This is a genomic window from Flavobacterium aquiphilum (assembly GCF_027111335.1).
GTDB lineage: Bacteria > Bacteroidota > Bacteroidia > Flavobacteriales > Flavobacteriaceae > Flavobacterium > Flavobacterium aquiphilum.
This window is the reverse complement of sequence record NZ_CP114288.1, coordinates 1,637,653-1,661,179: the sequence shown is the minus strand read 5'-3', so window position 1 is coordinate 1,661,179 and position 23,527 is coordinate 1,637,653. Positions and strand designations below refer to the sequence as shown.

Here is a 23,527-nt window from a genome sequence, read left to right as displayed (position 1 = left end):
AAAATTACTTTTGCACCAGTTTAACTTTTACATAAAAAATGAAGCCTAACACACAACAATTAAACGATTTAACTATCCAAGTAAGAAGAGATATTCTTCGTATGGTTCATGCTGTTAATTCAGGTCACCCGGGAGGGTCTCTTGGATGTACCGAATTTTTAGTGGCCTTATACCAAAACATAATGGATCGCAATGAAACCTTTACAATGGACGGAATTGGAGAAGATTTATTCTTCCTTTCAAACGGTCATATTTCACCTGTATTCTATAGCGTTTTGGCAAGAAGCGGTTATTTTCCGGTAAAAGAATTGGGAACTTTCCGTTTGATCAATTCAAGATTACAAGGACACCCAACAACACATGACAATTTACCGGGAGTACGTATTGCTTCAGGTTCATTGGGACAAGGATTATCTGTTGCAATTGGTGCGGCTCAGGCTAAAAAACTAAACAAAGACAACCACCTAGTTTACACACTTCACGGTGACGGTGAATTACAGGAAGGTCAAAACTGGGAAGCTATTATGTATGCTTCCGCAAAAAATGTAGACAACCTTATTGCAACTGTTGACCTTAACGGAAAACAAATTGACGGTACCACCGACGAAGTTTTAGCAATGGGAAGCCTAAAAGCCAAATTTGAAGCTTTTGACTGGGAAGTTGTTGAAATCACAAAAGGAAATGACATCGAAGCTATCATTGGCGGAATGAATGAAGCAAAAGCAAGAACCGGAAAAGGAAAACCAGTTTGTGTATTGCTACATACTGAAATGGGTAATGGTGTTGATTACATGATGTACAGCCACGCTTGGCACGGTAAAGCACCAAATGACGCACAACTTGCAAATGCTTTGGAACAAAATTACAACACTGGAGGCAATTCAGATTATTAATCCCCTCCCAACCTACCGCCACCGCGATGAGGAATAATTAAAAATCGATAAATAACATAAACCCTATTACCCCAATAGGAACTCCCCTCCTTCGGAGGGGTTGGGGGAGGAAAATGAAAAAATATATAAACACAGGAAGTAAAGATACCCGTTCAGGTTTTGGAGTGGGAATGACTGAATTAGGTCAGAAAAATGAAAATGTAGTAGCACTTTGTGCTGATTTGATTGGATCGTTAAAATTCGATGATTTCAAAAAAAATCACCCAGAGCGTTTTTTCCAAATTGGTATTGCTGAGGCAAACATGATTGGAATTGCTGCTGGTTTAACAATCGGAGGAAAAATTCCTTTCACAGGAACTTTTGCTAACTTTTCTACAGGAAGAGTTTATGACCAAATTCGTCAATCGGTTGCTTATTCTGATAAAAATGTAAAAATCTGTGCGTCTCACGCAGGGTTAACTCTTGGAGAAGATGGTGCAACTCACCAAATCCTGGAAGACATCGGATTGATGAAAATGTTACCGGGAATGACTGTAATCAACACTTGTGATCACAATCAAACCAAAGCGGCTACAATTGCATTAGCTGATCACCACGGTCCAGCTTACTTGCGTTTTGGACGCCCTGTAGTACCTAACTTTACTCTGGCTGACGAACCATTCATCATTGGAAAAGCGATTATGTTAAACGAAGGTACTGATGTAACAATTGTTGCTACAGGTCACTTAGTTTGGGAAGCTTTGGTTGCTGCAGAGAAATTGGAAGAAAAAGGAATTTCTGCCGAAGTAATCAACATCCACACCATCAAACCTTTGGACGAAGAAGCTATTTTAAAATCAGTAGCTAAAACTAAATGTATTGTAACTGCCGAAGAGCATAACTACCTTGGAGGTCTTGGAGAAAGCATTGCAGGTGTATTAGCTTTAAACAATCCTACTCCACAAGAGTTTGTAGCAGTTAAAGATAGTTTTGGTGAATCTGGAACTCCTGAGCAATTGATGGAGAAATACAAATTGAACAATCAAGCGATTGTTGAAGCTGTAGAAAGAGTTATCAAAAGAAAGTAATCTTTCCCTATAAATACAAAATCCCATTCACTAAACGAATGGGATTTTTTTTGCCTAAATTCTTTTTTAGGAGCAGAAACAATAGGTTTATCAGGAAACATGGTTCCCGCTTTCCTTTACAATCTTTTTACCTCGTCGCAAAAGACGAGATAAAAAGGATTTCCATTTCAATCGGGGCTCACTGGAAACAATTAGCTTCCTTAAATCCAAATTTAAACCCGAGACAGGTTTTAAAAACCTGTCGGTCAAAAAATTCAAACCATAATTTCAAACCATAAAAAAAGGAACTTTCACTCAACATGAAAATCCCTTTTTCTATTTAATTACAAAAACAAACTATTGATTCATTTTGATACAATTTTTATCTAAATGTCTTTTAATTCTGTTTGGATCAGTCTGATTACCTGAACAATCCGGGATTTTATCAAATGCGTAGTAATTTCCATTTGCATCTTTGATTTCACCTCTTGTGGCATAATTATCACCATCATCATCAAAATCATTAAAGTTTGGAATTCCATCACCATCAGTATCATCAGCTAAAACTCCATTTACAAAAGTATTCACATACCTGTCTCCACCCAAATCTTCCTGATAAGAAGGAATACCATCCAAATCATGATCATATCTTTTTACGCTGTACAATTTCACACTGAACATCAAAGGTGAATAAGCAGGAATAGTTCCTTGAGCACTATTATAATACCCCAAGCCTGAGGGAATAAACATAACACCGACCCCAAAATCATTATATTTAATTGTACCATCCGTATTAGAAGAAACCCATCCCGTTTTGAATTGTGGAAACCCTTCTGACCAACCACGAATTACACCTGACCCACCATCATGAGTACTTCCATCAAGATTAAACAAAGTTTGCCCATTATTTGAAGAATCAAATACAGTTCCTGCTTCATCTAACAAAGTTCCTTTATAACCTGCGTATACTCCATCAACATTACAAGGGTATTCTCCTCCTCCATTTGCAGCATCATTCCTAATCCCTTCTCTAATCACTAAAGTATAAAACTTATATGTTACACCGTGAGTAGCTACATACACATCTCTGGAAGTTAATCTTGGAACAGCAGGATACGTATTTGCAGAATAAGACATCAACGACTTCTGCGTGGCAGGATCGGTAATTTTATCAATTATTACATCCTGATCATCTGGGAATCCTGGATGATTTACTACTTCCTTTATATAATGTGTATTTAAATAATCTTCTATCGCCGCAATATCTGTTTTGTATTGTTCGTCAAAAGGTCTTGGTGGCGTTACATCCGGACTATCATCTTTATGACATGAACTTATTGCAACAGCCGCAATCAATAAAATAAAATAAAACTTAATTTTGCTCATTATTGGGTATAGTTTAGGTCGCAAATATACATTAATGATTTACTTTTGTAAAGTATTTAACTCCGATTTTAGAATTTTCAATGAGAATAGATAAATATTTATGGTGCGTAAGGTATTACAAAACCAGAAACATGGTTACAGAGGCTTGCAAAAAAAATCACGTAACCGTAAATGGAATCATTGCAAAGCCTTCAAAAGAGGTTTTCCCTACTGATAAAATTACATTCAGAAAAGACCAAATCACACATATTATTACGGTATTAGACATTCCTGAAAATCGTGTGGGTGCAAAACTCGTTGATATCTATCGAAAAAATGAAACCCCGGCCGAAGCTTACGAACATTTGGAATTATTAAAACTATCCAAACAGCATTACAGAAAAACCGGCACCGGAAGACCTACCAAAAAAGATCGAAGAGATATCGATGATTATGGAAACGAAATTGAGGAAGGCGATGATGAATTAGAATAAATAGTAAACACAATTCATCCAACTTTTTTATCTTTGAAAAAACAAACAACAATACGCCATGAGCAACAATATAATCCTTACCAATCAACAAATAGAACATACTACAAAAAGGATAGCATACCAAATCTACGAGACTTTTGTCGATGAAGAAGAAATTGTGATTGCAGGGATTACAGCAAATGGTTTTATTTTTGCCCAAAACATTGCCAAAGTATTAGCAACTATTTCTCCGATAAAAATTTCGATTTGCGAGGTGAACATCAATAAAGAAAACCCAGAACTTCCCGTAACAACTTCGTTGACAAAAGAACAATATAGCAATAAAGGACTAGTACTTGTTGACGATGTATTGAGTTCAGGAACCACATTAATATATGCAGTAAAACATTTTTTGGATGTTCCTTTGAAAAAGTTCAAAACCGTTGTTCTTGTAGATAGAAACCACAAAAAATTCCCGATTAAAGCCGATTTCAAAGGAATATCACTTTCTACATCACTATTAGAGCATGTGAACGTTGTTTTTGATAACAATGGACACAGCTATGCCAGCTTAAGCTAACAAATTTAAAATATCGTTTACAGTTTCCTCGATGGTTTTATCATCGACGGTTACTTTATGCTGTGCATGATTGTAATAAAAACTTCTGTCAAAAAGATGCTTGGCGATGAACTCTTTCATTTCCTCTTCGCTTTTATCTGCAATAAGAGGTCTTTTGCTTTTATTAGACACCAATCTTTCAAATAAAGTCTCTACAGATGCTTTTAAATAGATAGAAACCACATTATCCCCTATCAACAATTCATGATTATTGGCATAACAAGGTGTTCCTCCTCCCAAACCGATGATATTTTGCTCAGGAGTATTTAATAATTCCAGAAAATATTTGTGCTCTAATTTTCGAAAATGGATCTCTCCAAAATTTTCAAAAATCTGTTTTATGGACATTTTTTCGTTTTTTTCGATAAATTCATCGAGATCAACATAGGGAATTGAGACGATTCCGGAAAGTTTTTGGGCAATTGTAGACTTACCGCATCCCATATAGCCTAACAAGATAATTTTTTTCATTTTAATAAAAGCTTACGTATTAAGGGGTTAAGAGTTTTTATTTAAAAAAGACAAATTTATAATAAAATTGCTTGGAAACTTCGAAAATAAGTCCTTATATTTGCACCCGCATTCAAGAAACGAAATGACTCGATAGCTCAGTCGGTAGAGCACATCACTTTTAATGATGGGGTCCTGGGTTCGAGCCCCAGTCGGGTCACAAATTTTGTGATTAACAAATTAGTTTCTTGAAGCAATGACTCGATAGCTCAGTCGGTAGAGCACATCACTTTTAATGATGGGGTCCTGGGTTCGAGCCCCAGTCGGGTCACTAAAAGGTTGTTCGCCTAAGCGAATGACCTTTTCTTTTTTAAGGCCATGTGGAGAAACGGTAGACTCGCCATCTTGAGGGGGTGGTGCTCGCAAGGGCGTGAGGGTTCAAATCCCTCCATGGTCACATATAGCACTGTACTCATTGACTTAATATCAATTTTTGCTACACATTTGCTACACATTTTTAAAAACGCTTTCATAACGAAGCGTTTTTTTATGCAATGTCACCAACTACAACACCCCCTCATCTTAAATTACTCAAATCAAATTCTTTCAATTTACAACTAATTAGTATTTTACGAGGTAGATTTTTTTAATCTCATGATTTTTATCATCCCTATTTGCGTCAAAACCAAATAAATTTGTCCCGCATTTAAAATCAATAGTTCTTCTACGTAATTAAATTAAGCATTAGCATAAAATTCAAGTGTTTTTTTTATTTAGATTTTACAACTATTCTCTATCGAAAGCGAATAAACTAAATAAATCTGCTTGAAAAAACGATAAAAATCCAAATACGGATTTTGAATTAAATAATGTAATTTTACCTTAAAGGCTTATTTTCAAAAGAAAAAATTTTAACTGCAACCCTATTTTTCTTTTTTAAAGTTTACTTATTTCGAATTTCTAATTCATTTAATGAACTTTTTAATATTACAACAATATAGAATACTAATTGGCATAAATAATACAACTATTACTTGTGCGTGATTTAATCCAAATAAAATTAACCTGTAAACAGCGCAATAATGTTAGAGAAAATTTTCAAACTTCAGGAAAGAAACACATCTTTCAAACAAGAAGCCATTGGTGGAACAGTTACTTTTTTAACGATGGCCTACATCATTTTTGTAAATCCTAATATTCTTTCAGCTGCAGGAATGGACAAGGCTGCACTTATCAGTGTAACTTGTATCGCCGCAATCATCGGAACGCTTTTAGTTGGACTTTGGGCTAATGTCCCTTTTGCAATGGCACCAGGAATGGGACTCAACGCAATGTTTGCTTTTACACTTGTAATGAGCCACGGAACCTCATGGCAACAAGCCCTAGGAGTCGTTACCTTGTCCGGGATTGTATTTATCATTATTTCCATCCTCGGAATTCGCCACAAAATAGTCGATGCCATACCCGAATCGCTCCGGGTTGCCATTGGAGCAGGAATCGGATTATTTATTGCTTTCATCGGTTTCAAACAAATGGGACTAATTGTTGCGAATCCAGCGACTTTAGTTGGACTAGGAAAATTCACGCCGGCTGTAGTCATCGGACTGATTGCTTTTATTGTCACAGTATTTTTGGAAATCAAAAAAGTAAAAGGCTCAATTCTAATAGGAATTTTACTTGCCACCATTCTTGGTTTCATCTTTGACGACAGCATAAAATTACCCACCGAATTCATAAGTACTCCACCATCAATCACTCCTGTTTTTGGAAAACTGGAAATTATATCGGTCTTAAAAATCACTTTCATTGCTCCTATATTTTCATTTTTGTTCGTAAACCTATTCGATTCCATTGGAACAGCAATTGCGTGCTCTATGGAAGCAGGACTAATTGACAAAGACGGAAAAATGCCTCACATCAAAAGAGTTCTAGAAGCCGATGCCGTAGCAACTGCTTTCAGCGGGGTTTTAGGAACAAGCAGCACGGTGACTTATATAGAGTCGGCTGCAGGAATTGCGAATGGCGCCAGAACTGGTTTGAGTTCTGTTTTTACAGCTGGATTATTCTTTCTAGCCATGTTCTTTGCTCCTGTCATCGGGATTGTACCTGTTTACGCTACTGCGCCGGCGCTTATCTTGGTAGGAATTTTCATGGCCAAACATTTAATCAAAATTGATTTCTCAGAACTTTACATAGCTGTCCCTACTTTCCTGACATTAATTCTAATGCCATTAACTTATAGCATCAGTTCAGGAATTGCATATGGTTTTTCATCATTCATCATTCTTTGTCTTTTAACAAAAAACACTGATAAGGTTCACCCAATCATGTGGGGAATTGGAGCATTCTCCATACTAGAAATAATCCTTTCACAAATGGGATAATCTCAAAACAAAGAACATAAGCAATATGAAATTGCCTTTATCCAAACATTTGCGTAAGCAAACAAAAACGATTCCATATATAACCGTCGACAAATAAACTTTAGATATATGAAAATAAAAATTTTACTATTTATTCTTCTGTTTTCTTCTTACGCCAAAGCACAAGAATTACAATTACACTATGACTTTTTACCCGAAAGAGATTATCTTACATTTACATTCGAATTTTTTAAACCAGACAAATTAGGAAGCACGTTCTTCTTTACCGATTTTAACTTTGACCGAAAAGACGCAGCCAATCTTGCTTATTTTGAGCTTGCAAGAAAGTTCAATATCAAAAACGACCTCATCGAGGGATTAAATTTTCATATTGAATACAACGATGGACTTCTAATGACCAACGACAAAGCAGGTAGCCCTGAAAATCCGCTCGGATTCCCAATCAATCGGGCATTTTTGGTTGGTTTTGGCATTCCAATTAAGATTGGCAATTTTACCCTGAATACTACCTATATGTATAAAAACACACATGGTTCTTCGGGACTTGATGGACAATTTACAGCCGTTTGGTTCCAAAACCTATTCAACAACAAAGTAACTATAAGGGGATTTCTTGATTTCTGGTCTCAAGACCGGACTGATGGTTCAAGCAAAAAAGCAATATTATTGACGGAACCACAAGTGATGTACAACTTCAATAAAAACTTCTCGCTTGGTTCCGAGATTGAAATCAGCAATAACTTTGTTCCATCAGAAGAATTTAAAGTGTTTCCAACTATTATGGGCAGATACGCATTTTAAAAATCAAAATTCAATAAAAACAACAAAAAGACACTACAAAACAAATACATTACAATTTTAACACTCTTTTTATTTCAAATTCATTTTAAAAACAATAAAAAATTAGATATTATGCATTTTTTTAACTTTTTTTAATGCTTATATAAAAAAAAGAATTAATTTGGTATCCCTAAAGATTTTAGGCGTCCTTTTCTACTATAAATAATAAAGCCTATGGAAAAAAATACTATTAAACAATTGAAGAAAAACTTATCGCTATGTTTTAGCCTTGCGTTTATGTTTTTTACTGCTGGAAATATGTATTCACAGGCAGTAAAATATGATTCTGTTAAAAAACAGAAGTTCATTCTCGTTGATGTCCAAAAAACATATCAACGAATTGCCGATAAAGGATATGAATCTTTGGAATTATTTGAATATTTGGGTAATTTCTACTATGAAAACAATAATCCCAAAAAATCAAAATTATATTTCGACAAACTATTCGGCAAATACAACATATCTTTAATTTCCCCTACAAGTAAAGAGAGATATTCATTAATCAGTAAATAAAACCAAAAACCATACAACCACACAAAACAGTAGCTATACACAATTTATAGCTGCTGTTTTTTTTTATTTATAATTCTCACCATCGATCTTCTTCAAAAAAAATTAAATATAAATCTTTAAAAAAAAGTCATAACTTTCAACTTCTTAATTGCAAAATTGAAATTCAAATGACAACACTACTCATAAACAAGAAGAAATACACTATCGATATTGATCCGGAAATGCCTTTACTTTGGGCTATCAGGGACAGTATAGGTCTTACGGGAACCAAATTTGGATGTGGTATTGGTGCTTGTGGAGCTTGTAAAGTATTGGTTGATAATGTAGCAACTTTTTCATGTTTGACACCCGTTTCAACTGTTGTCGGTAAAAACATAACAACGATTGAAGGAACTTCCGAAAATTTGCAATTATTACAAAAATCCTGGGAAAAATTCAACGTTCCCCAGTGCGGTTATTGTCAGTCCGGGCAATTAATAACAGCCACTTCCCTGCTCAACTCTAATAAAAATCCCTCAGATACAGATATCGATGACGCGATGAGCGGCAATATATGTCGTTGTGGTACTTACCAACGTATTAAAAATGCCATTAAGCATACTGTAGAACTTAAAAAACAACGCTAATCATGAGTGAAATTCAAAACATAAGCCGCAGGCTATTTATTAAAAACGTGGGATTAGCGTCTGGTGGATTAATTTTAGCATGCAATTACACTTTATTTTCCAAAGATATTGAATCAGGAAATCTAACTGAATTCAATCCTAACCTATTTGTACAATTAAATTCGGACGGAAGCCTTATTATAGTTGCATCTCGTTCAGAAATGGGTAATGGAGTACGTACTTCCCTCTCCTCTGTTGTTGCTGATGAAATGGAAGCCGATTGGAGCAGGGTTACTGTTAAGCAAGCTGTAGGCGATGAAAAATATGGTGACCAAAACACCGATGGATCCAGAAGCGTAACGTATTTATACGAAACGATGCGAAAAATGGGTGCGATGACACGAATGATGCTTATAACCGCTGCTTCAAAAAAATGGCAGGTTCCTGAAAATGAATGTACAGCCAAAAATCATTTTATTCTTCATTCCAGCGGAAAAAAAATAGGTTTCGGCGAATTAGTAGACACAGTACAAACATTACCGGTTCCGACGACTATTAGCTATAAAAACCCAAAAGATTTCAAGTACATTGGAAAAAACTTAAAAAGTATCGACATAAAGAATTTTGTAAATGGAAGTGCCGTTTACGGAATTGACAAACGATTGCCCAATATGAAATTTGTAGCGATTGCAAGATGTCCGGTAACTTTTGGAACTGTCAAATCCTTCGACAAAACGGCAGCTTTAAAAATTAAAGGCGTTTTAAATATAATTGAACTTCCTAAAATCGACAGACCCTTTGGCCCTCTTGGCGGCGTTGCTGTTATCGCTTCGAATACCTGGGCTGCTTTTAAAGGTAGAGAAGCCCTTGAAATAAAATGGAATTACGGCAAAAATGAAGGCTATGACTCCGAGAAATACATGGCCGAATTAACTGAAAGAGTCCACAAAGATGGTAAAATAGAAAAGGAAATTGGCGATATCAACAAAGCTTTTGGAGAAGCTTCAAAAGTTGTCGAGAGCACTTTTCAATTACCTCATCTTGCTCATGCTCCTATGGAAGTCCCTAATGCTGTGGCCTGGGTACAAGGCGACACTTGCGAAGTTTGGGCTCCTACTCAATCTCCGCAAACTGCAAGAGAAGAAGTTTTAGCCTATTTGGGAACAACAAAAGACAAAGTTACGATCAATGTAACTTTTCTAGGCGGTGGTTTTGGACGAAAATCAAAACCCGACTATATCGTGGAAGCTGTTATGGTTTCAAAAACCATAAATGCTCCAGTACAAGTAGTTTGGTCACGTGAAGACGATATCAAACACGGTTATTACCATACCGTAAGTTCGCAATACATGAAAGCCTCACTGGATACACAAGGTAATGTTACAGGCTGGTTGCATAGATCTGCTTTCCCTACTATCATGTCCACCTTTAAACCCGGCACCGAATATCCCGCAGGATGGGAAGCATCAAGTGCTGCCGACATACCTTTTGAAATAAAAAATCTTAAAATTGAATCGGGGCAGGCTCCTGCAATGGTTAGAATTGGCTGGATGCGATCTGTAATCAACATCCTTCACGGTTTTTCCATCAATGTTTTTACCGATGAATTAGCATATGCTGCAAAACAAGATCCATTAGAATTCCGATTGAAATTAATTGGAAGCGACCGTATAGAAGACACCAAAGACCCCATAAAATACGATACAGCTCGTCTTAAAAATGTTTTAAAAAAGGCTGCAAAAAATGCCAATTGGGGAAAACCATTACCCAAAGGACATGCTCATGGATTAGCGGTTCATTACAGTTTTAACTCTTATGTAGCTTCGGTAGTGGAAGTTTCAATGGTCGATGATAAAATAAAAACACATAATGTCCACACCGTTATTGATTGCGGAACGGCAGTTAATAGGGATACTATCAAATCTCAACTGGAAGGTGCGGCTATTTTTGGAATGTCTATAGCCTATTACGGAAAAATCACAGCCAAAGACGGAGCTATCGAACAAAACAGTTATAGTGACTACCGTATGATCCGCATGAACGAAATCCCAAAAGTTCATGTAGAAATTGTGGAAAGTACTGAAATCCCAACTGGCGTTGGTGAGCCGGGCGTTCCGGTAATTGCCCCAGCGATAATTAATGCTGTTTACAAACTTACAGGTAAAAGATATTACAACTTGCCATTGAGTGATTACGATCTAGCCTAACAAATAAAATCCCCAACGAATATTTATTTTAATGAACAACTGGATTGAGCAATTACTCGAATTCAAAAGCAAAAAAAAGGCTGTTGCACTCGTTACCATTACCAAAATTCTTGGCTCGGCTCCCTGTAGGCTCGGGTCAAAAATGATTGTTACGGCTCAAAAAAAAATTTATGGAACCATTGGTGGAGGAAAATTAGAATTTCAGGTAATCGAAGAGGCCGTTCGAGCTATAAAAGAAAATAAAATTTTAGAATCGACTTACACTTTAGGTCCCGAGTTTGAGCAATGCTGCGGAGGAAAAGTCGAATTAATCATTGAACCCATGAATCAATCCCCTGAATTATATCTTTTTGGTGCCGGACATATCGGAGTTGCGATTTGTGATGTTTTGAAAGACACTCCCTTCTCAATTACACTCCTTGACACCCGTAAAAACTGGGAAGAAACTTTCAGCATTGACCCAAGCGTTACCTATAGCAACGTTCCTTTTGATCTTTACAAACAAACAGTAAACTGGGGTCCTAACTGTTACGTAGTTATTTTGACACACGACCACAAACTGGATTTCGAGATAACAGCTTTGGCTTTGCACGAACAAACAAAATACATCGGATTGATTGGAAGTAAAACCAAAAAAAACAAATTCAACAATTTGCTAATAAACGAACTGAATTTCAAACCCGGAATCACACCGGTTAATTGTCCTATCGGATTGGATTTAGGAGGGAATTCTCCAAAAGAAATTGCTATCAGCATCGCCTCGGAGCTATTGAAAGTTTATTATGGAAAATAATCCCGTATTTGTTTTATTAGCAGGTGGAAAATCAGAAAGAATGGGATTTCCAAAAGGATTATTGGAATACGAAAACACCTATTGGATTTTGGAACAAATAAACCGTATTTCAACTTCAACCATAACTAAAGTCTATATCGGGTTGGGGTATCATCAAGAAGAATATTCAAATAAAATTCCTTGGTTTTCCCAAGCACAATTGGATTTTGTAGTTTATAATAATTTAAAAATAAAAATTGTAGTTAACCAAGATCCGCAACTGGGTTCTTTTTCAACGCTGCAAACCGTTTTGAGGCAAATCCCTAAAAACAAATCGGTTTTAATTACCCCTATTGATATTCCGATTTTGAATACAACCGAATTACAAAAGATTATAGAAGCACATAATCAAATTGTTCTTCCCAATTTTGAAGGCAAAAATGGGCATCCTATAAAACTGCATTCTGAATTTTGGAAAACTTTACTCTCGCTTAACCCGACTGATGAAAAAAGTCGATTGGATTTGGAAATCAAAAAAACAATTCCTTCCAAAATAACAACACTTACCGTAACCGATTCCGTTATTCTAAAAAACTTAAACGCACCGGATGATTGGGAAGCCTATTCAAAAACCAACTTGAAATAAGCATAAAAAAAGCGTCTCGATATCTACCGAAACGCCTTCTTTAAAATTAAATTCTAACCCTATTTCTTTATTAATCCCTGCAAAGGCTTTAACTGCTCCAAATCAATTTTTGATTCTTTCAAAACCGAAACCATATTCATAATATTCGTCGGATTCATATCTTTTCCCAAAACCCTTACGACAGCAAAACCCGCATCATTTTTATTGGCAAAAACTACAAATTCATTGATCTTACCATCCTTTTCAATATAACTCACAGAAGCTCCTTCTTTGCCCGAACCAAACTTTATCAATTGTTGGTACGTTGGATTTTTCAGAATCAAATTTACTTTTGTGCGTTCTGTCTCAAATTCGGCTTTGTTTTTATCATCTAATTTAAAAGCCAAAACATTTATTTTATCAAAAGATTGCAAAGCCTCTTTCTGAACTGCTGTCAATTTGGTTTGATCAACATTCAAAATATTTGATGAAATATCCAAAGCGATAAAATCTTTCTTTTCGTTATTTTCAACAAAATATTTTTGCAGAGTAGGTTCCGAATTACAGCTCCCTAAAAGCAAACTACTCAAAAAAGCGATTATGAATAAAGTTGGCTTCATTTTACTTTTTGCCTTTAGTTGCTTTTTTCAAATCATCTCCGCCAGGAATTTTCATTTTGTCGGTCAACACCGAAATTTCACTCAAATCAAAATCTCCTGTTAAAGACATCAAAACGGTATCTTCCTCTTTTCCGCCTTCTATAAACATCAACAACTCTTTAATTTGGCTGTCTTTCGCACCGGATTTCACCATAATTTTTATGTTTTTTCCCTTATCATTTACACGCATTAATTCTTCCAAACCGGCGGTTTTGATGTATTTGTCAGCTGTGGCTTTCATTTCACCTTCAACTCTTGTACTCTGAGTAGTAAATACTTTTAAATTATCCAATTTCTTGATCAGGTTCATATACTGCTGAGCCTCTTTATCTGAAGTATCCACTTTTACTTTACTCATCAACTCGAACATTTTCTTATTGACAACAATTGAGGTTACATCGTCTTGTCCGTCAAATTTATCGAATGCATTCTGAGCAAAAAACGGACTTGATACTAATACTAATACTAATGTTATTATTAACTTTTTCATTTTAATTTATTTGATTTAATGATTGTTTTTTAAATTCAATTCAACTATTGGGCCAGAATGCTCTAGAATCACTCTCGCTTTATTTTTAATTCTAATTTCTCTCTTTAACTTTTACTTCAAAAGCCACGAATGCACAAATGTTATGTCCTTTGCTTTTTGATTTCCCTCTTTGCTTTTTGCCTTTTTGCTCTTTGCTTTTTGCCTTTTCCCTATCTATTCAACAAACACCTTGTCTTTGGTTACTTCATATACCTGTAGGTACTGTACTCCTCCAACACCAACATTTACATTAGTTGACAACATTGCCAATGCTTTTTGGGTTGCTTCAAAAGCTTCTTCCGGATCATCATACGTTCCTAATTCCTTACTTTCTTTTTCTGTCTCCATCGAATTGAAATAAGTGTAAGCTCCTACTCCAATCAAAACTACAACAGATGCCGCTATTGATAACCATAACGCTTTTGGTTTTTTAGAAATCAATGAAACATTATTGGTAAACTTCTGCTCTCTTGCTTCTGTAAAATATCTAAATAATGGTCGGTATTGTTCAAAATCTGGCGCAACATTTGAAGAAGAAAAATACTCCTTCAACTCATTTTCTTCGTCAATACTTGTTTCTCCTTCAAAGTATTTTTCTAAAAGTGCTTCCATTCTATCGAACTCCATAACTGTGTGTTTTTAACATGTATTCTCTAATTGTTTTTCTTGCTCTAGAAAGTGCTACTCTTACGGCAGCTTCATTCATCTCTGTTATTTTTGCGATTTCCGAAAATTCGCATTGCTCTATGTCCCGCAGCTGAATAATCAAACGCTGCTGTTCCGGCAATTGATCAATAATTTTTTCTACCCAAATTAAGCTATCGGTATCTTCAACTTTTCTATCCAAACTTGGTTCCCGATCTGTAAAATTATTGTGCACAATTTTAAGATTGCCTGCTCTTTTCGATTTTAACTGATCCAAACAGTAATTTTTGGTCATTGTCATTGCCATAGCCTCCACACTGTTATACGAATCTAAATTCTCATTCTTGCTCCATAATTTCACCAAAACTTCCTGCGTCGCATCTTCAGCTTCCTCAGTGCTCACAAGCAATCGCTTGGCCAACCGAAAGAGCTTATCCTTGAATGGATTGATTAAATGCACGAATTCATTTTGGTTCATAAAACTATTTTATCAGTTCGGTTATACAATCAAGACGACTCACTATCACATTTGTAACAAAAAAAAATATACTTTAGACTAAAGTTAGTATTTTTGCGTTCTATACCTACAAATAAATTAATAATATGAAGACATCTTTCAAAATTGCGTTTCTATTATTCATAGCCTTTTTTACTTTTCAGAGTTGTGAAGACATGGATGATGTTCCAGCTCCACAAAACCTGGAAATCAATGACTTTATTTGGAAAGGTCTTAATTTATATTATTTGTGGCAAGCCGATGTTCCTAATTTGGCCGATAACAGATTTACGAATCAGTCTGAACTGAATAACTTTTTAGCTCAATATACAAAACCTGAAGATTTATTTGATGCACTACGAGTTGATAAATCAATCGATCGATTCAGCTGGATTGTCAGTGATTATAACGAATTGGAAGGAATGCTCCAAGGAACGACGAAAAATGACGGAATGGATTTTGGACTCTACTATAAATCTTCTGGTTCAAACGACATCTTTGGTTTTGTTCGCTATATTATCCCAAATTCTGATGCTTCGACCAAAAACATCAAACGTGGAGATATCTTTTATGCCGTTAACGGAACACAACTTACAGCGAGCAATTATCAAACCTTATTATTGAATGCTGAAACGTACACGTTAAATCTAGCCGATTACAACAACGGTCAAATTACACCAAATGGAAAATCAGTAACCTTGACCAAAACAGAACTTTCCGAAAATCCAATTTTTCTAAATAAAGTAATGGTAAATGGAACCCATAAAATAGGTTACTTAATGTACAATGGATTTTATTCCAATTACGACACTCAATTAAATGATGCTTTCGCCTCATTAAAATCACAAGGTGTTACCGATTTAGTTCTTGATTTACGCTACAATTCAGGTGGTTCCGTACAATCGGCAACAAGATTGGCCAGTATGATTACCGGACAGTTTACAGATAAAGTGTTTTCTAAACAAAGATGGAATGACAAAATCAATGCTTATTTCGAGTCTGAAGACCCAGATGCACTGAAAAATTTATTTACCAGCACTATTGGCAGTACTCCAATAAACAGTTTAAACCTTACTAAGATTTATATTTTGACCACAAAAAGTACTGCTTCGGCAAGTGAACTGGTTATCAATGGATTGAAACCTTATATCGACGTGGTTCAAATTGGGGATATAACAACCGGAAAAAATGTAGGTTCTATTACCATTTATGATTCTCCTACTTTTGGAAAAGAAAACAGAAACCCAAATCACCGTTATGCAATGCAGCCTATCGTTTTGAAAATTGTTAATGCTTCTGATTTTGGCGATTACTTTAATGGCTTGACACCAACCTATTCTTTAAAAGAAAACCTAAACAATTTGGGTGTATTAGGAGATAGTGCTGAACCTTTATTAAGTACTGCAATCGGAAAAATTACGGGAACTGCCAAAATGGTTAAAATTACTGAAGGAAAACAATTCCCTTATTTTGAAGATGCAAAATCAATTAGCGGACAAAATCAAATGTATGTTGAAAAAGTACCTGCTGGGCTTTTAAAATCTTTATAATTACTGATAAATATCTTTAAAAGAATATATCGCTTCAAATTAAACAAATTGCTTTAGCCATACTTCTTTTCTCTGTTTGCTATTACTAATTTTTTAAGTAAAAATCATTTTGATTGCGGTATTCACCTGGCGTTAAGCTAACTATTTGTTTGAATATTTTTGAAAAATGCGGTAAATTCAAAAAACCCGTATCCATAGCTATTTCCAAAAAACTCTTGGCAGTCGTTGCGATAAGGTATTGCGCCCGTTCTATTTTTTTCTCATGAATATAATTTAAAGGACGCTGCCCTGTGTGAATTAGGAATTGTTTCGAAAAATAATCCTGATTTTGATTGACTCTTTGGGCTAATTCGGCAACAGTCAGTTTTTTGTCTAAATGAAGCTGAATATAACTCATGCTGTCCAGAATTTTTGAAGGTGTGCTTTGCGGAGCATTTTGTTTGAAACTTTTATCATTCAAAAATCTAGAAATCAACAATAACAGGATTCCTTGGTTTTCAAATTTCAACGGCGTTTTCATAGTGTCATTGAGCGAACGATATTCTTTGTAAAAAGCTTCTTTTTCATATTCTTTCGGGTTGTCTGATCTGTTTATACCTCTTCCGGGATTGCCTTGAAGCATTTGTTTGATAAGAATAATATCAATTTCGGTAGCGGGTAATTTCATCACATTTCTATTTTGATTAAATAACGAAATTCCATCGGGTGATTCTTCGAAAAACTGAATGAAATATTGACTTAAATAGTCTTCACAATTCAAATTGCAGATTGTAAAACTCGGAATAAGATATAAATAACCGGGCTCCAAAATTAATTTTTCCGAACTGTTCGAAATCGACCCCATTCCTTCATCAATATAATACAGGCGATAATAGGGACTAATTACATTATTGAAATTCCATTTATGGTTAAGTTTCACATAATCAATATGTAATAGGGAGAATGAGTATTTGAAAACGTTTTTGGACATAATGATAGAAAAAAGATGTAAAAATCGTTTTTGAATAATAAAAAGTCGTTTTTGAATAATAAAGATATACGATAGCTAAGCTACATTTGTTTTTATTAATACAAAAATAAGCGATTAAAAAAACTAATAATCAAATTTATATCTAAAATAGGTGCCATTAAAAAAGTATAAGTCCTGTTTTAGTACTGAATTTAAAAAAGAAACAAACCGACAAAATCGGAAATAAATAATTATCATACTATCCAAATCATAAAAAGATGAACAGAAGAAACGCTTTAAAACTAGGTGTGTCTGCTTTAGCCGGACTTTATTTATCTCCTTTATTGGGACAATCCTATATACTTAACTCCTCTGCTTTAAATGGCCCTTTTGAGCCTACTTGGGATTCGTTGGAAAAATACCGCGTACCCGATTGGTTTCGCGATGCCAAATTTGGAATGTGGGCACATTGGGGACCTCAGTGTGAACCCGAAGCGGGAGATTGGTACGGTCGAGGAATGTATGAAGAAGGTTCAAGGCAGTATAAATACCATGTGGAAAAATATGGACATCCGTCAAAATTTGGATTCAAAGATGTCATCAATGTTTGGAAAGCTGATAAATGGAATCCGGAAGAATTGGTGAATTTATATAAAGATTCCGGAGCTAAATATTTTATGGCAATGGCCAATCACCACGATAATTTGGATTTGTATGATAGTAAGTTTCAGCCACAATGGAATTCGACCAAAGTTGGACCTAAAAAAGATATCATTGCGGGTTGGGAAAAAGCAGCCCGTAAAGCCGGATTGCCTTTTGCGGTGAGTGTTCACGCTGCCCATGCCTGGAATTGGTTTGATACTTCTCAAGGAACTGATAAAAACGGACCATTAGCAGGAGTTCCTTATGATGGCAAACTAACTAAAGCGGATGGAAAAGGAACCTGGTGGGAAGGTTTAGATCCTCAGGATTTGTATGCGCAAAATCATGAATTAAGTGCTAAACCGTCTGGAAATTCATCTGTTCATAGCCAATGGGATTGGGCTGACGGAGCTTCGGTACCTTCATCGGCTTATTGTGAAAAATTCCACGACAGAACCATTGATCTGATTGATAAATACAATCCTGACATGGTTTACTTTGACGATACGGCATTGCCTTTATGGCCTGTGAGTGATGCAGGTTTGCGTATTGCGGCTCATATGTATAATAAAAGTTTGCAAAAAAATAAAACGGTTCAGGCGGTTATAACAGGTAAAATTCTAACCGAACAACAACGTAAAACCATGGTTTGGGATATCGAAAAAGGACAAAGTAACAACATCGAACCTTTGCCTTGGCAAACCGATACCTGCATTGGAAACTGGCATTATGATCGTGGCGTTTACAATAACAAACGATACAAATCGGCTAAGACGGTTATTCATACACTGGTAGATGTCGTGAGTAAAAACGGAAATCTGATGTTGAATATTCCAGTGCGTGGAGACGGAAGTATCGACGAATTAGAACGTGAAATCGTAAAAGAAATTGGGGTTTGGATGAAATTAAATAGTAAAAGCATTTATGGAACCCGTCCCTGGAAAATATTTGGCGAAGGCCCGCAACAAGCAAGTGCCGGAGCTTTAACTGCTCAGGGATTCAACGAAGGAAAAGGGAAACCTTACACAGCTGAAGATATTCGTTTTGCACAAAAAGACAAAACACTGTATGCTACTATAATGGCTTGGCCGGAGAATGGAGTTGCAGTTATTAAAAGTTTGGCAAAATCAAATCCGTATCGTACAGAGAAAATTAGACAGATAAAATTAGTGAGCACAGGAGAAAAACTGAAGTTTAAACAAACAGAACAAGCTCTTGAAGTGTATTTCCCAAGTCAAAAACCGGAAGCTTCGTATGCTAATGCTTTGGAGATTGTTTAAAATTTGAATAGTCTCGTTAAAACGAGTTAATAATAAATTTAGCCAAATGAGAAGATTTTTCAAAGTGTTAATGATTGTAACAATATTAAGTCAGACAGTTGAGAGTCTAAATGCACAAAATCAACCTTCACCTCCAAGAGTTACAATTGAGCTCCCAGGCGGAAAGGCTGCGGCAATCCCGAAAGGGCCCTATCAGCCAACATGGGAATCTATAAAAGAAAATTATAGTACTCCGGAATGGTTTTTAGATGGAAAATTTGGAATTTTTATTCATTATGGTGTATATACTGTTGCTGCACATGCAAGTGAATGGTATCCGCGTCATATGTATAGCAATCCGGAAGTTCAGCGTTGGCATACAGAACATTTTGGAGGAACTGTAGATAAAATAGGCTACAAAGATTTAATTCCATTGTTTAAAATGGAGCAATTCAATGCTCAGGAGTGGGCCGATTTATTTGAAGCATCCGGAGCTAAATATGTGGTACCAACAGCTGAGCACCATGATGGATTTGCAATGTACGACAGTAAACTTACTAAATGGGACTCAAAAGATATGGGGCCTAAAATTGATTTTATAGGCGAATTAAGTAAAGCTGTTCGTAAAAAAGGTTTAAAATTTGGAGTATCCAACCACAGAATGGAGCATTGGGATTTTATGTATCCAAAACTCGGTACGAAAACAGATTTATTTGATCCTGCTTATGCTGATTTCTATGGGCCACCTCAGCCAGAGCCTGTGCGTAAACCAGCAGTAGGTGGAGAAGAAGTGATAGAAGATCAGAATTATGCACCCCAAAGTCAGGCCTTTTTGGAAGAATGGTTGGCTCGTTGTCAGGAATTAGTGGACAAGTATAAACCTGATATGTTTTGGTTTGACAATGGTGTAAACAGTAGAACTTTAGACCCCATAAAATTGCGTTTTGCAGCTTATTATTACAATAGAGCAAAACAATGGAATAAAGCTGTTTCTATAAGTACAAAAAGCGATGCCTATCTATCTGGCAGCATTCGTGATTTTGAACGTCAAGGCAGAGCACCAAAAGAGCTTACAGATTACGTATGGCAAGTAGATGACCCTATTGGCGATAAGTTTGGCTATGTAGAGGGAATGAAACTAAGCAATTCAGCAATAATAATCAGAAGATTGATCGAGAATGTGAGCCGTAACGGCAACCTCATGTTGAATATTTCTCCAAAAAGTGATGGTACTATTCCACAAGAACAAAAAGAAATTCTTTTAGGAATAGGTTCCTGGCTTAAAATAAATGGTGATGGTATTTATGGAACAAGAGCCTGGAAAAAATATGGTGAAGGGGCAATACGATTTACATCCAAAAATAAAAATTTATATGCTATTTGTCTTAAATGGCCGTCTGAACCGATTTTTATTGCGTCTTTGCCAATTATTGAAAGTAAAGTTCGAAAAATTTCTTTTTTAGGTTTCCCGAATGAATTAGAATTTGAACAGAATGAACAGGGACTTAAAATTATCTTGCCAAAAGAAAAAATTACTGAAAATCCCTTTACTTTAAAAATAGAAGGAATTAATCTCTGAAAATATTTTTTAATCATAAAACCGAATAAGGAACAATGAAATACATTGGTTTAATTGCATGTCTATTTATTTCAAGCGTATTTTCAATAAATGCTCAGGAAATTTTGTCGCCAAATAAAAAGATTAAGGTGATTGTTACTGCGGATAATAACTCTTTTGGACAAGTATATTTTAAGATTTTGTATAAAAACAAATTAGAATATATCGAAGTACTGCCAAATTCTCCTATGGGTATTGTTAGAGATGATCAGCAGTTTACGGATAACCTGAAACCGGTAGATGCATCTAAAGTTCAAGAGGTGAACCAAAAATATGAAATGATTTCGGGCAAGCGAAAACTCTGTACTAATCAGGGTGTAGAGAAAGTTTTTAAATATGTAAATTCAAATAACAAACCCTTGAATATTGTTTTTAGGGTTTATAATGATGGTGTAGCATTTCGTTATGAATTCACGGATAAAATGGATTCATTAGTGAATGTCATTGACGAAACAACCACTTATGTTTTTCCATTGGCTACAAATCGTTGGTTGCAGTCATATACAGAATCGTATGAAGATTTTTTTCCTTTTTCAGACAATGGAAAAGCAAATAACAATAAGCAGGAATGGGGATTTCCTGCTTTATTCAAAGTAAATAATAATCCTCTCTGGGTATTGATTTCGGAAGCAAATATTACTGAAAATAATAGCGCTGCAAGATTGAGTAATTTGAAAAATCCGAATGAGTACAAAGTAAGTTATGCTTCCCCCAGAGATAATTTCAAACAAACAGGAGTTAAAACAATGTTGCCATGGAATTCACAATGGCATACTTTGATAATTGGTCAATTGTCTGATATTGTCGAATCGACTTTAATTACGGATGTTAGTGAACCAAATCAATTAAAAGAAACGGATTGGATAAAACCGGGTCCGGTTTCCTGGATTTATTGGGCATATAATAGAGGTTCTAAAGATTATCAAAAAGTTGTTGAATACACCGATTTAGCCGTAGCAATGAAATGGCCTTATGTACTTATTGACTGGGAATGGGATGTTATGACTAATGGTGGAGATATAATAGCTGCTGTAAATTATGCAAAAAGTAAAGGAATTAAACCTTTGATATGGTATAATTCGGGTACATCCTGGCTTGAACCAACTCCAAATGACCGTATGTTGACAGCTGAAAAAAGAGCTAAAGAATTGGCCTGGCTTAAAGAAATTGGAATATATGGTATTAAAGTTGATTTTTTTGCCGGAGACCAACAGGATATGATGAAACTTTATCTTGATATTTTAAAAGATGCTGCAAAATACCAAATAATGGTGAATTTTCATGGAGCGACAGTTCCAAGAGGATGGGCAAGAACGTATCCGAATTTAATGACTACAGAAGCGGTATATGGAGCCGAATGGTATAATAATAAACCAACGCTTACTGCTAAGGCTGCTGAACATAATGCTACGCTGCCTTTTACCCGCAATGTAATTGGTTCTATGGATTATACTCCGGTAACTTTTTCAAATTCGCAGCATCCTCATATTACCTCTTATGCGCATGAACTGGCATTGTCAGTTGTTTTTGAATCAGCTTTACAGCATTTTGCCGATAGGCCGGAAGCTTATAATAGTTTGCCACAAGAACCTAAAGATTTTCTTAAAAATGTTCCTGTAACCTGGGATGAAACCAAACTTCTGGATGGATATCCCGGAGAGAAAGTTATTATGGCTCGAAAAAAAGGAAATCAATGGTATTTAGGAGGACTTAATGGTAAGGATGAAAAGCAAACATTAAAAATTGATTTTGGTTTTTTAGATAAGGCTAATTATAAATTAAAGCTCATTAAGGATGGAGTAAATGACAAATCATTTGCTGTGGAAATTATCAATGTAAAAAAAGGAGCTGTTTTAAATGTAGAATGTCTTCCAAGAGGTGGATTTGTAGCTGTTTTAGAATGATAATAGTAAAAATGAACTTATGAAAGTAAAGAGAATATGTTACGCTTGCGATTTAGTTGATAATCCAGAATTGATTCAGGAGTATAAGCGTTATCATTCTAAAGAAAATGCCTGGCCGGAAATTACCGAGAGTATTAAAAAGGCCGGTATTTTAGATATGGAAATTTATATCTTGGCTAACCGCTTGTTCATGATTATGGAAGTTGATGAAACCTTTAGTCCGGAACGCAAGCAAATGATGGATGCTGCGAACCCAAAAGTGCAGGAATGGGAGAAATTAATGTGGCAGTTTCAGCAGGCACCTCCGGGAGCAAAAGATGGTGAAAAATGGTTGCCGATGGAACAGATTTATAAATTGATTTAATGCTTTTTGAAAACAAAAAAATGAACCCCGATTCTTTTTTCTTTTATATTAAAAAATAAAGAAAGTTACTCAATATGAAGATGGCTCAGGTTTGTTAAAAAATGCTATTAGTTCCTTTAT

Annotated in this window: 23 protein-coding genes and 3 tRNA genes; 19 read left to right on the top strand and 7 right to left on the bottom strand. The window is 35.5% G+C overall.

Annotated features, from left to right (window positions below; genetic code table 11):
- Positions 1–38 precede the first annotated feature (38 nt).
- Both OZP12_RS07035 and OZP12_RS07030 read left to right on the top strand, forming a co-directional pair.
- Positions 39–893 carry a transketolase gene (locus OZP12_RS07035; RefSeq protein ID WP_281228346.1) on the top strand — a complete coding sequence of 285 codons (855 nt, stop codon included), beginning with the start codon at positions 39–41 and terminating at the stop codon, positions 891–893.
- 113 nt (positions 894–1,006) lie between these two features.
- Positions 1,007–1,960 carry a transketolase family protein gene (locus tag OZP12_RS07030; RefSeq protein ID WP_281228345.1) on the top strand — a complete coding sequence of 318 codons (954 nt, stop codon included), beginning with the start codon at positions 1,007–1,009 and terminating at the stop codon, positions 1,958–1,960.
- A gap of 336 nt (positions 1,961–2,296) precedes the next feature.
- Here the strand turns inward: OZP12_RS07030 and bamM are convergent, their stop codons facing one another.
- A complete protein-coding gene (gene bamM, locus OZP12_RS07025; protein WP_281228344.1) occupies positions 2,297–3,325 on the bottom strand; it encodes a BamM family beta-barrel-assembly machinery protein in 1,029 nt (342 codons plus the stop codon).
- A gap of 80 nt (positions 3,326–3,405) precedes the next feature.
- Between bamM and OZP12_RS07020 the strand changes: the two genes are divergently transcribed.
- Positions 3,406–3,798 carry an RNA-binding S4 domain-containing protein gene (locus OZP12_RS07020; protein ID WP_281228343.1) on the top strand — a complete coding sequence of 131 codons (393 nt, stop codon included), beginning with the start codon at positions 3,406–3,408 and terminating at the stop codon, positions 3,796–3,798.
- A 58-nt stretch (positions 3,799–3,856) separates the two neighbouring features.
- Complete coding sequence (locus tag OZP12_RS07015; protein ID WP_281228342.1) at positions 3,857–4,357, top strand: phosphoribosyltransferase family protein; 501 nt, start codon at positions 3,857–3,859, stop codon at positions 4,355–4,357.
- Here OZP12_RS07015 and OZP12_RS07010 read toward each other — a convergent pair.
- The gene (locus OZP12_RS07010; protein WP_281228341.1) at positions 4,349–4,867 is read right to left on the bottom strand and encodes a shikimate kinase; all 519 of its coding nucleotides are present in this window, start codon (positions 4,865–4,867) and stop codon (positions 4,349–4,351) included. The two genes, OZP12_RS07015 and OZP12_RS07010, sit on opposite strands and share 9 nt — an antisense overlap.
- Before the next feature lie 126 nt (positions 4,868–4,993).
- On the opposite strand from OZP12_RS07010, the gene OZP12_RS07005 reads away from it, so the two are divergent.
- From OZP12_RS07005 to OZP12_RS06960, 10 genes are all read left to right on the top strand, one after another.
- A tRNA-Lys gene (locus tag OZP12_RS07005) sits at positions 4,994–5,066 on the top strand.
- Between the two features lie 38 nt (positions 5,067–5,104).
- A tRNA-Lys gene (locus tag OZP12_RS07000) sits at positions 5,105–5,177 on the top strand.
- A gap of 43 nt (positions 5,178–5,220) precedes the next feature.
- Positions 5,221–5,303, top strand: a tRNA-Leu gene (locus OZP12_RS06995).
- A gap of 625 nt (positions 5,304–5,928) precedes the next feature.
- Positions 5,929–7,230 (top strand): NCS2 family permease, encoded by a 1,302-nt coding sequence (locus OZP12_RS06990; protein ID WP_281228340.1) that lies wholly within the window; start codon positions 5,929–5,931, stop codon positions 7,228–7,230.
- A gap of 108 nt (positions 7,231–7,338) precedes the next feature.
- Positions 7,339–8,031: a DUF5020 family protein gene (locus OZP12_RS06985; RefSeq protein WP_281228339.1), complete on the top strand. Its 693-nt coding sequence runs from the start codon at positions 7,339–7,341 to the stop codon at positions 8,029–8,031.
- A 213-nt stretch (positions 8,032–8,244) separates the two neighbouring features.
- Positions 8,245–8,583, top strand: coding sequence for a hypothetical protein (locus OZP12_RS06980; protein ID WP_281228338.1), 339 nt, complete (start codon positions 8,245–8,247; stop codon positions 8,581–8,583).
- Positions 8,584–8,750: 167 nt separating this feature from the next.
- Complete coding sequence (locus OZP12_RS06975) at positions 8,751–9,209, top strand: (2Fe-2S)-binding protein (protein WP_281228337.1); 459 nt, start codon at positions 8,751–8,753, stop codon at positions 9,207–9,209.
- Between the two features lie 2 nt (positions 9,210–9,211).
- A complete protein-coding gene (locus OZP12_RS06970) occupies positions 9,212–11,395 on the top strand; it encodes a xanthine dehydrogenase family protein molybdopterin-binding subunit (RefSeq protein WP_281228336.1) in 2,184 nt (727 codons plus the stop codon).
- A 31-nt stretch (positions 11,396–11,426) separates the two neighbouring features.
- A complete protein-coding gene (gene xdhC, locus OZP12_RS06965) occupies positions 11,427–12,188 on the top strand; it encodes a xanthine dehydrogenase accessory protein XdhC (RefSeq protein ID WP_281228335.1) in 762 nt (253 codons plus the stop codon).
- Positions 12,178–12,813: a nucleotidyltransferase family protein gene (locus OZP12_RS06960; protein ID WP_281228334.1), complete on the top strand. Its 636-nt coding sequence runs from the start codon at positions 12,178–12,180 to the stop codon at positions 12,811–12,813. Before xdhC ends, OZP12_RS06960 begins: the two co-directional genes overlap by 11 nt.
- 59 nt (positions 12,814–12,872) lie before the next feature.
- Here the strand turns inward: OZP12_RS06960 and OZP12_RS06955 are convergent, their stop codons facing one another.
- The 4 genes from OZP12_RS06955 to OZP12_RS06940 all read right to left on the bottom strand — a co-directional run bounded on the left by OZP12_RS06955 (position 12,873) and on the right by OZP12_RS06940 (position 15,103).
- Positions 12,873–13,412, bottom strand: coding sequence for a GFO_1091 family lipoprotein (locus OZP12_RS06955; RefSeq protein WP_281228333.1), 540 nt, complete (start codon positions 13,410–13,412; stop codon positions 12,873–12,875).
- Position 13,413: 1 nt separating this feature from the next.
- The gene (locus OZP12_RS06950; RefSeq protein ID WP_281228332.1) at positions 13,414–13,941 is read right to left on the bottom strand and encodes a DUF4252 domain-containing protein; all 528 of its coding nucleotides are present in this window, start codon (positions 13,939–13,941) and stop codon (positions 13,414–13,416) included.
- A 213-nt stretch (positions 13,942–14,154) separates the two neighbouring features.
- Positions 14,155–14,607, bottom strand: coding sequence for a PG0215 family putative anti-sigma factor (locus tag OZP12_RS06945; protein ID WP_281228331.1), 453 nt, complete (start codon positions 14,605–14,607; stop codon positions 14,155–14,157).
- Positions 14,594–15,103 carry an RNA polymerase sigma factor gene (locus OZP12_RS06940; protein ID WP_281228330.1) on the bottom strand — a complete coding sequence of 170 codons (510 nt, stop codon included), beginning with the start codon at positions 15,101–15,103 and terminating at the stop codon, positions 14,594–14,596. Before OZP12_RS06940 ends, OZP12_RS06945 begins: the two co-directional genes overlap by 14 nt.
- A gap of 125 nt (positions 15,104–15,228) precedes the next feature.
- On the opposite strand from OZP12_RS06940, the gene OZP12_RS06935 reads away from it, so the two are divergent.
- Positions 15,229–16,671 carry a GFO_1087 family putative carboxy terminal peptidase gene (locus tag OZP12_RS06935; RefSeq protein ID WP_281228329.1) on the top strand — a complete coding sequence of 481 codons (1,443 nt, stop codon included), beginning with the start codon at positions 15,229–15,231 and terminating at the stop codon, positions 16,669–16,671.
- An 85-nt stretch (positions 16,672–16,756) separates the two neighbouring features.
- Here the strand turns inward: OZP12_RS06935 and OZP12_RS06930 are convergent, their stop codons facing one another.
- Positions 16,757–17,641, bottom strand: a complete 885-nt coding sequence (locus OZP12_RS06930; protein WP_281228328.1) for a helix-turn-helix domain-containing protein — start codon at positions 17,639–17,641, stop codon at positions 16,757–16,759.
- Between the two features lie 257 nt (positions 17,642–17,898).
- On the opposite strand from OZP12_RS06930, the gene OZP12_RS06925 reads away from it, so the two are divergent.
- Genes OZP12_RS06925 through OZP12_RS06910 form a run of 4 tightly spaced genes read left to right on the top strand, consistent with a single transcriptional unit; the run spans position 17,899 to position 23,407 of the window.
- Positions 17,899–19,542, top strand: a complete 1,644-nt coding sequence (locus tag OZP12_RS06925) for an alpha-L-fucosidase (protein WP_281228327.1) — start codon at positions 17,899–17,901, stop codon at positions 19,540–19,542.
- A 46-nt stretch (positions 19,543–19,588) separates the two neighbouring features.
- Positions 19,589–21,100: an alpha-L-fucosidase gene (locus tag OZP12_RS06920; protein WP_281228326.1), complete on the top strand. Its 1,512-nt coding sequence runs from the start codon at positions 19,589–19,591 to the stop codon at positions 21,098–21,100.
- Positions 21,101–21,135: 35 nt separating this feature from the next.
- Positions 21,136–23,043, top strand: coding sequence for a glycoside hydrolase family 97 protein (locus tag OZP12_RS06915; RefSeq protein WP_281228325.1), 1,908 nt, complete (start codon positions 21,136–21,138; stop codon positions 23,041–23,043).
- 19 nt (positions 23,044–23,062) lie between these two features.
- The gene (locus OZP12_RS06910; protein WP_281228324.1) at positions 23,063–23,407 is read left to right on the top strand and encodes an L-rhamnose mutarotase; all 345 of its coding nucleotides are present in this window, start codon (positions 23,063–23,065) and stop codon (positions 23,405–23,407) included.
- Positions 23,408–23,527: the final 120 nt, after the last annotated feature.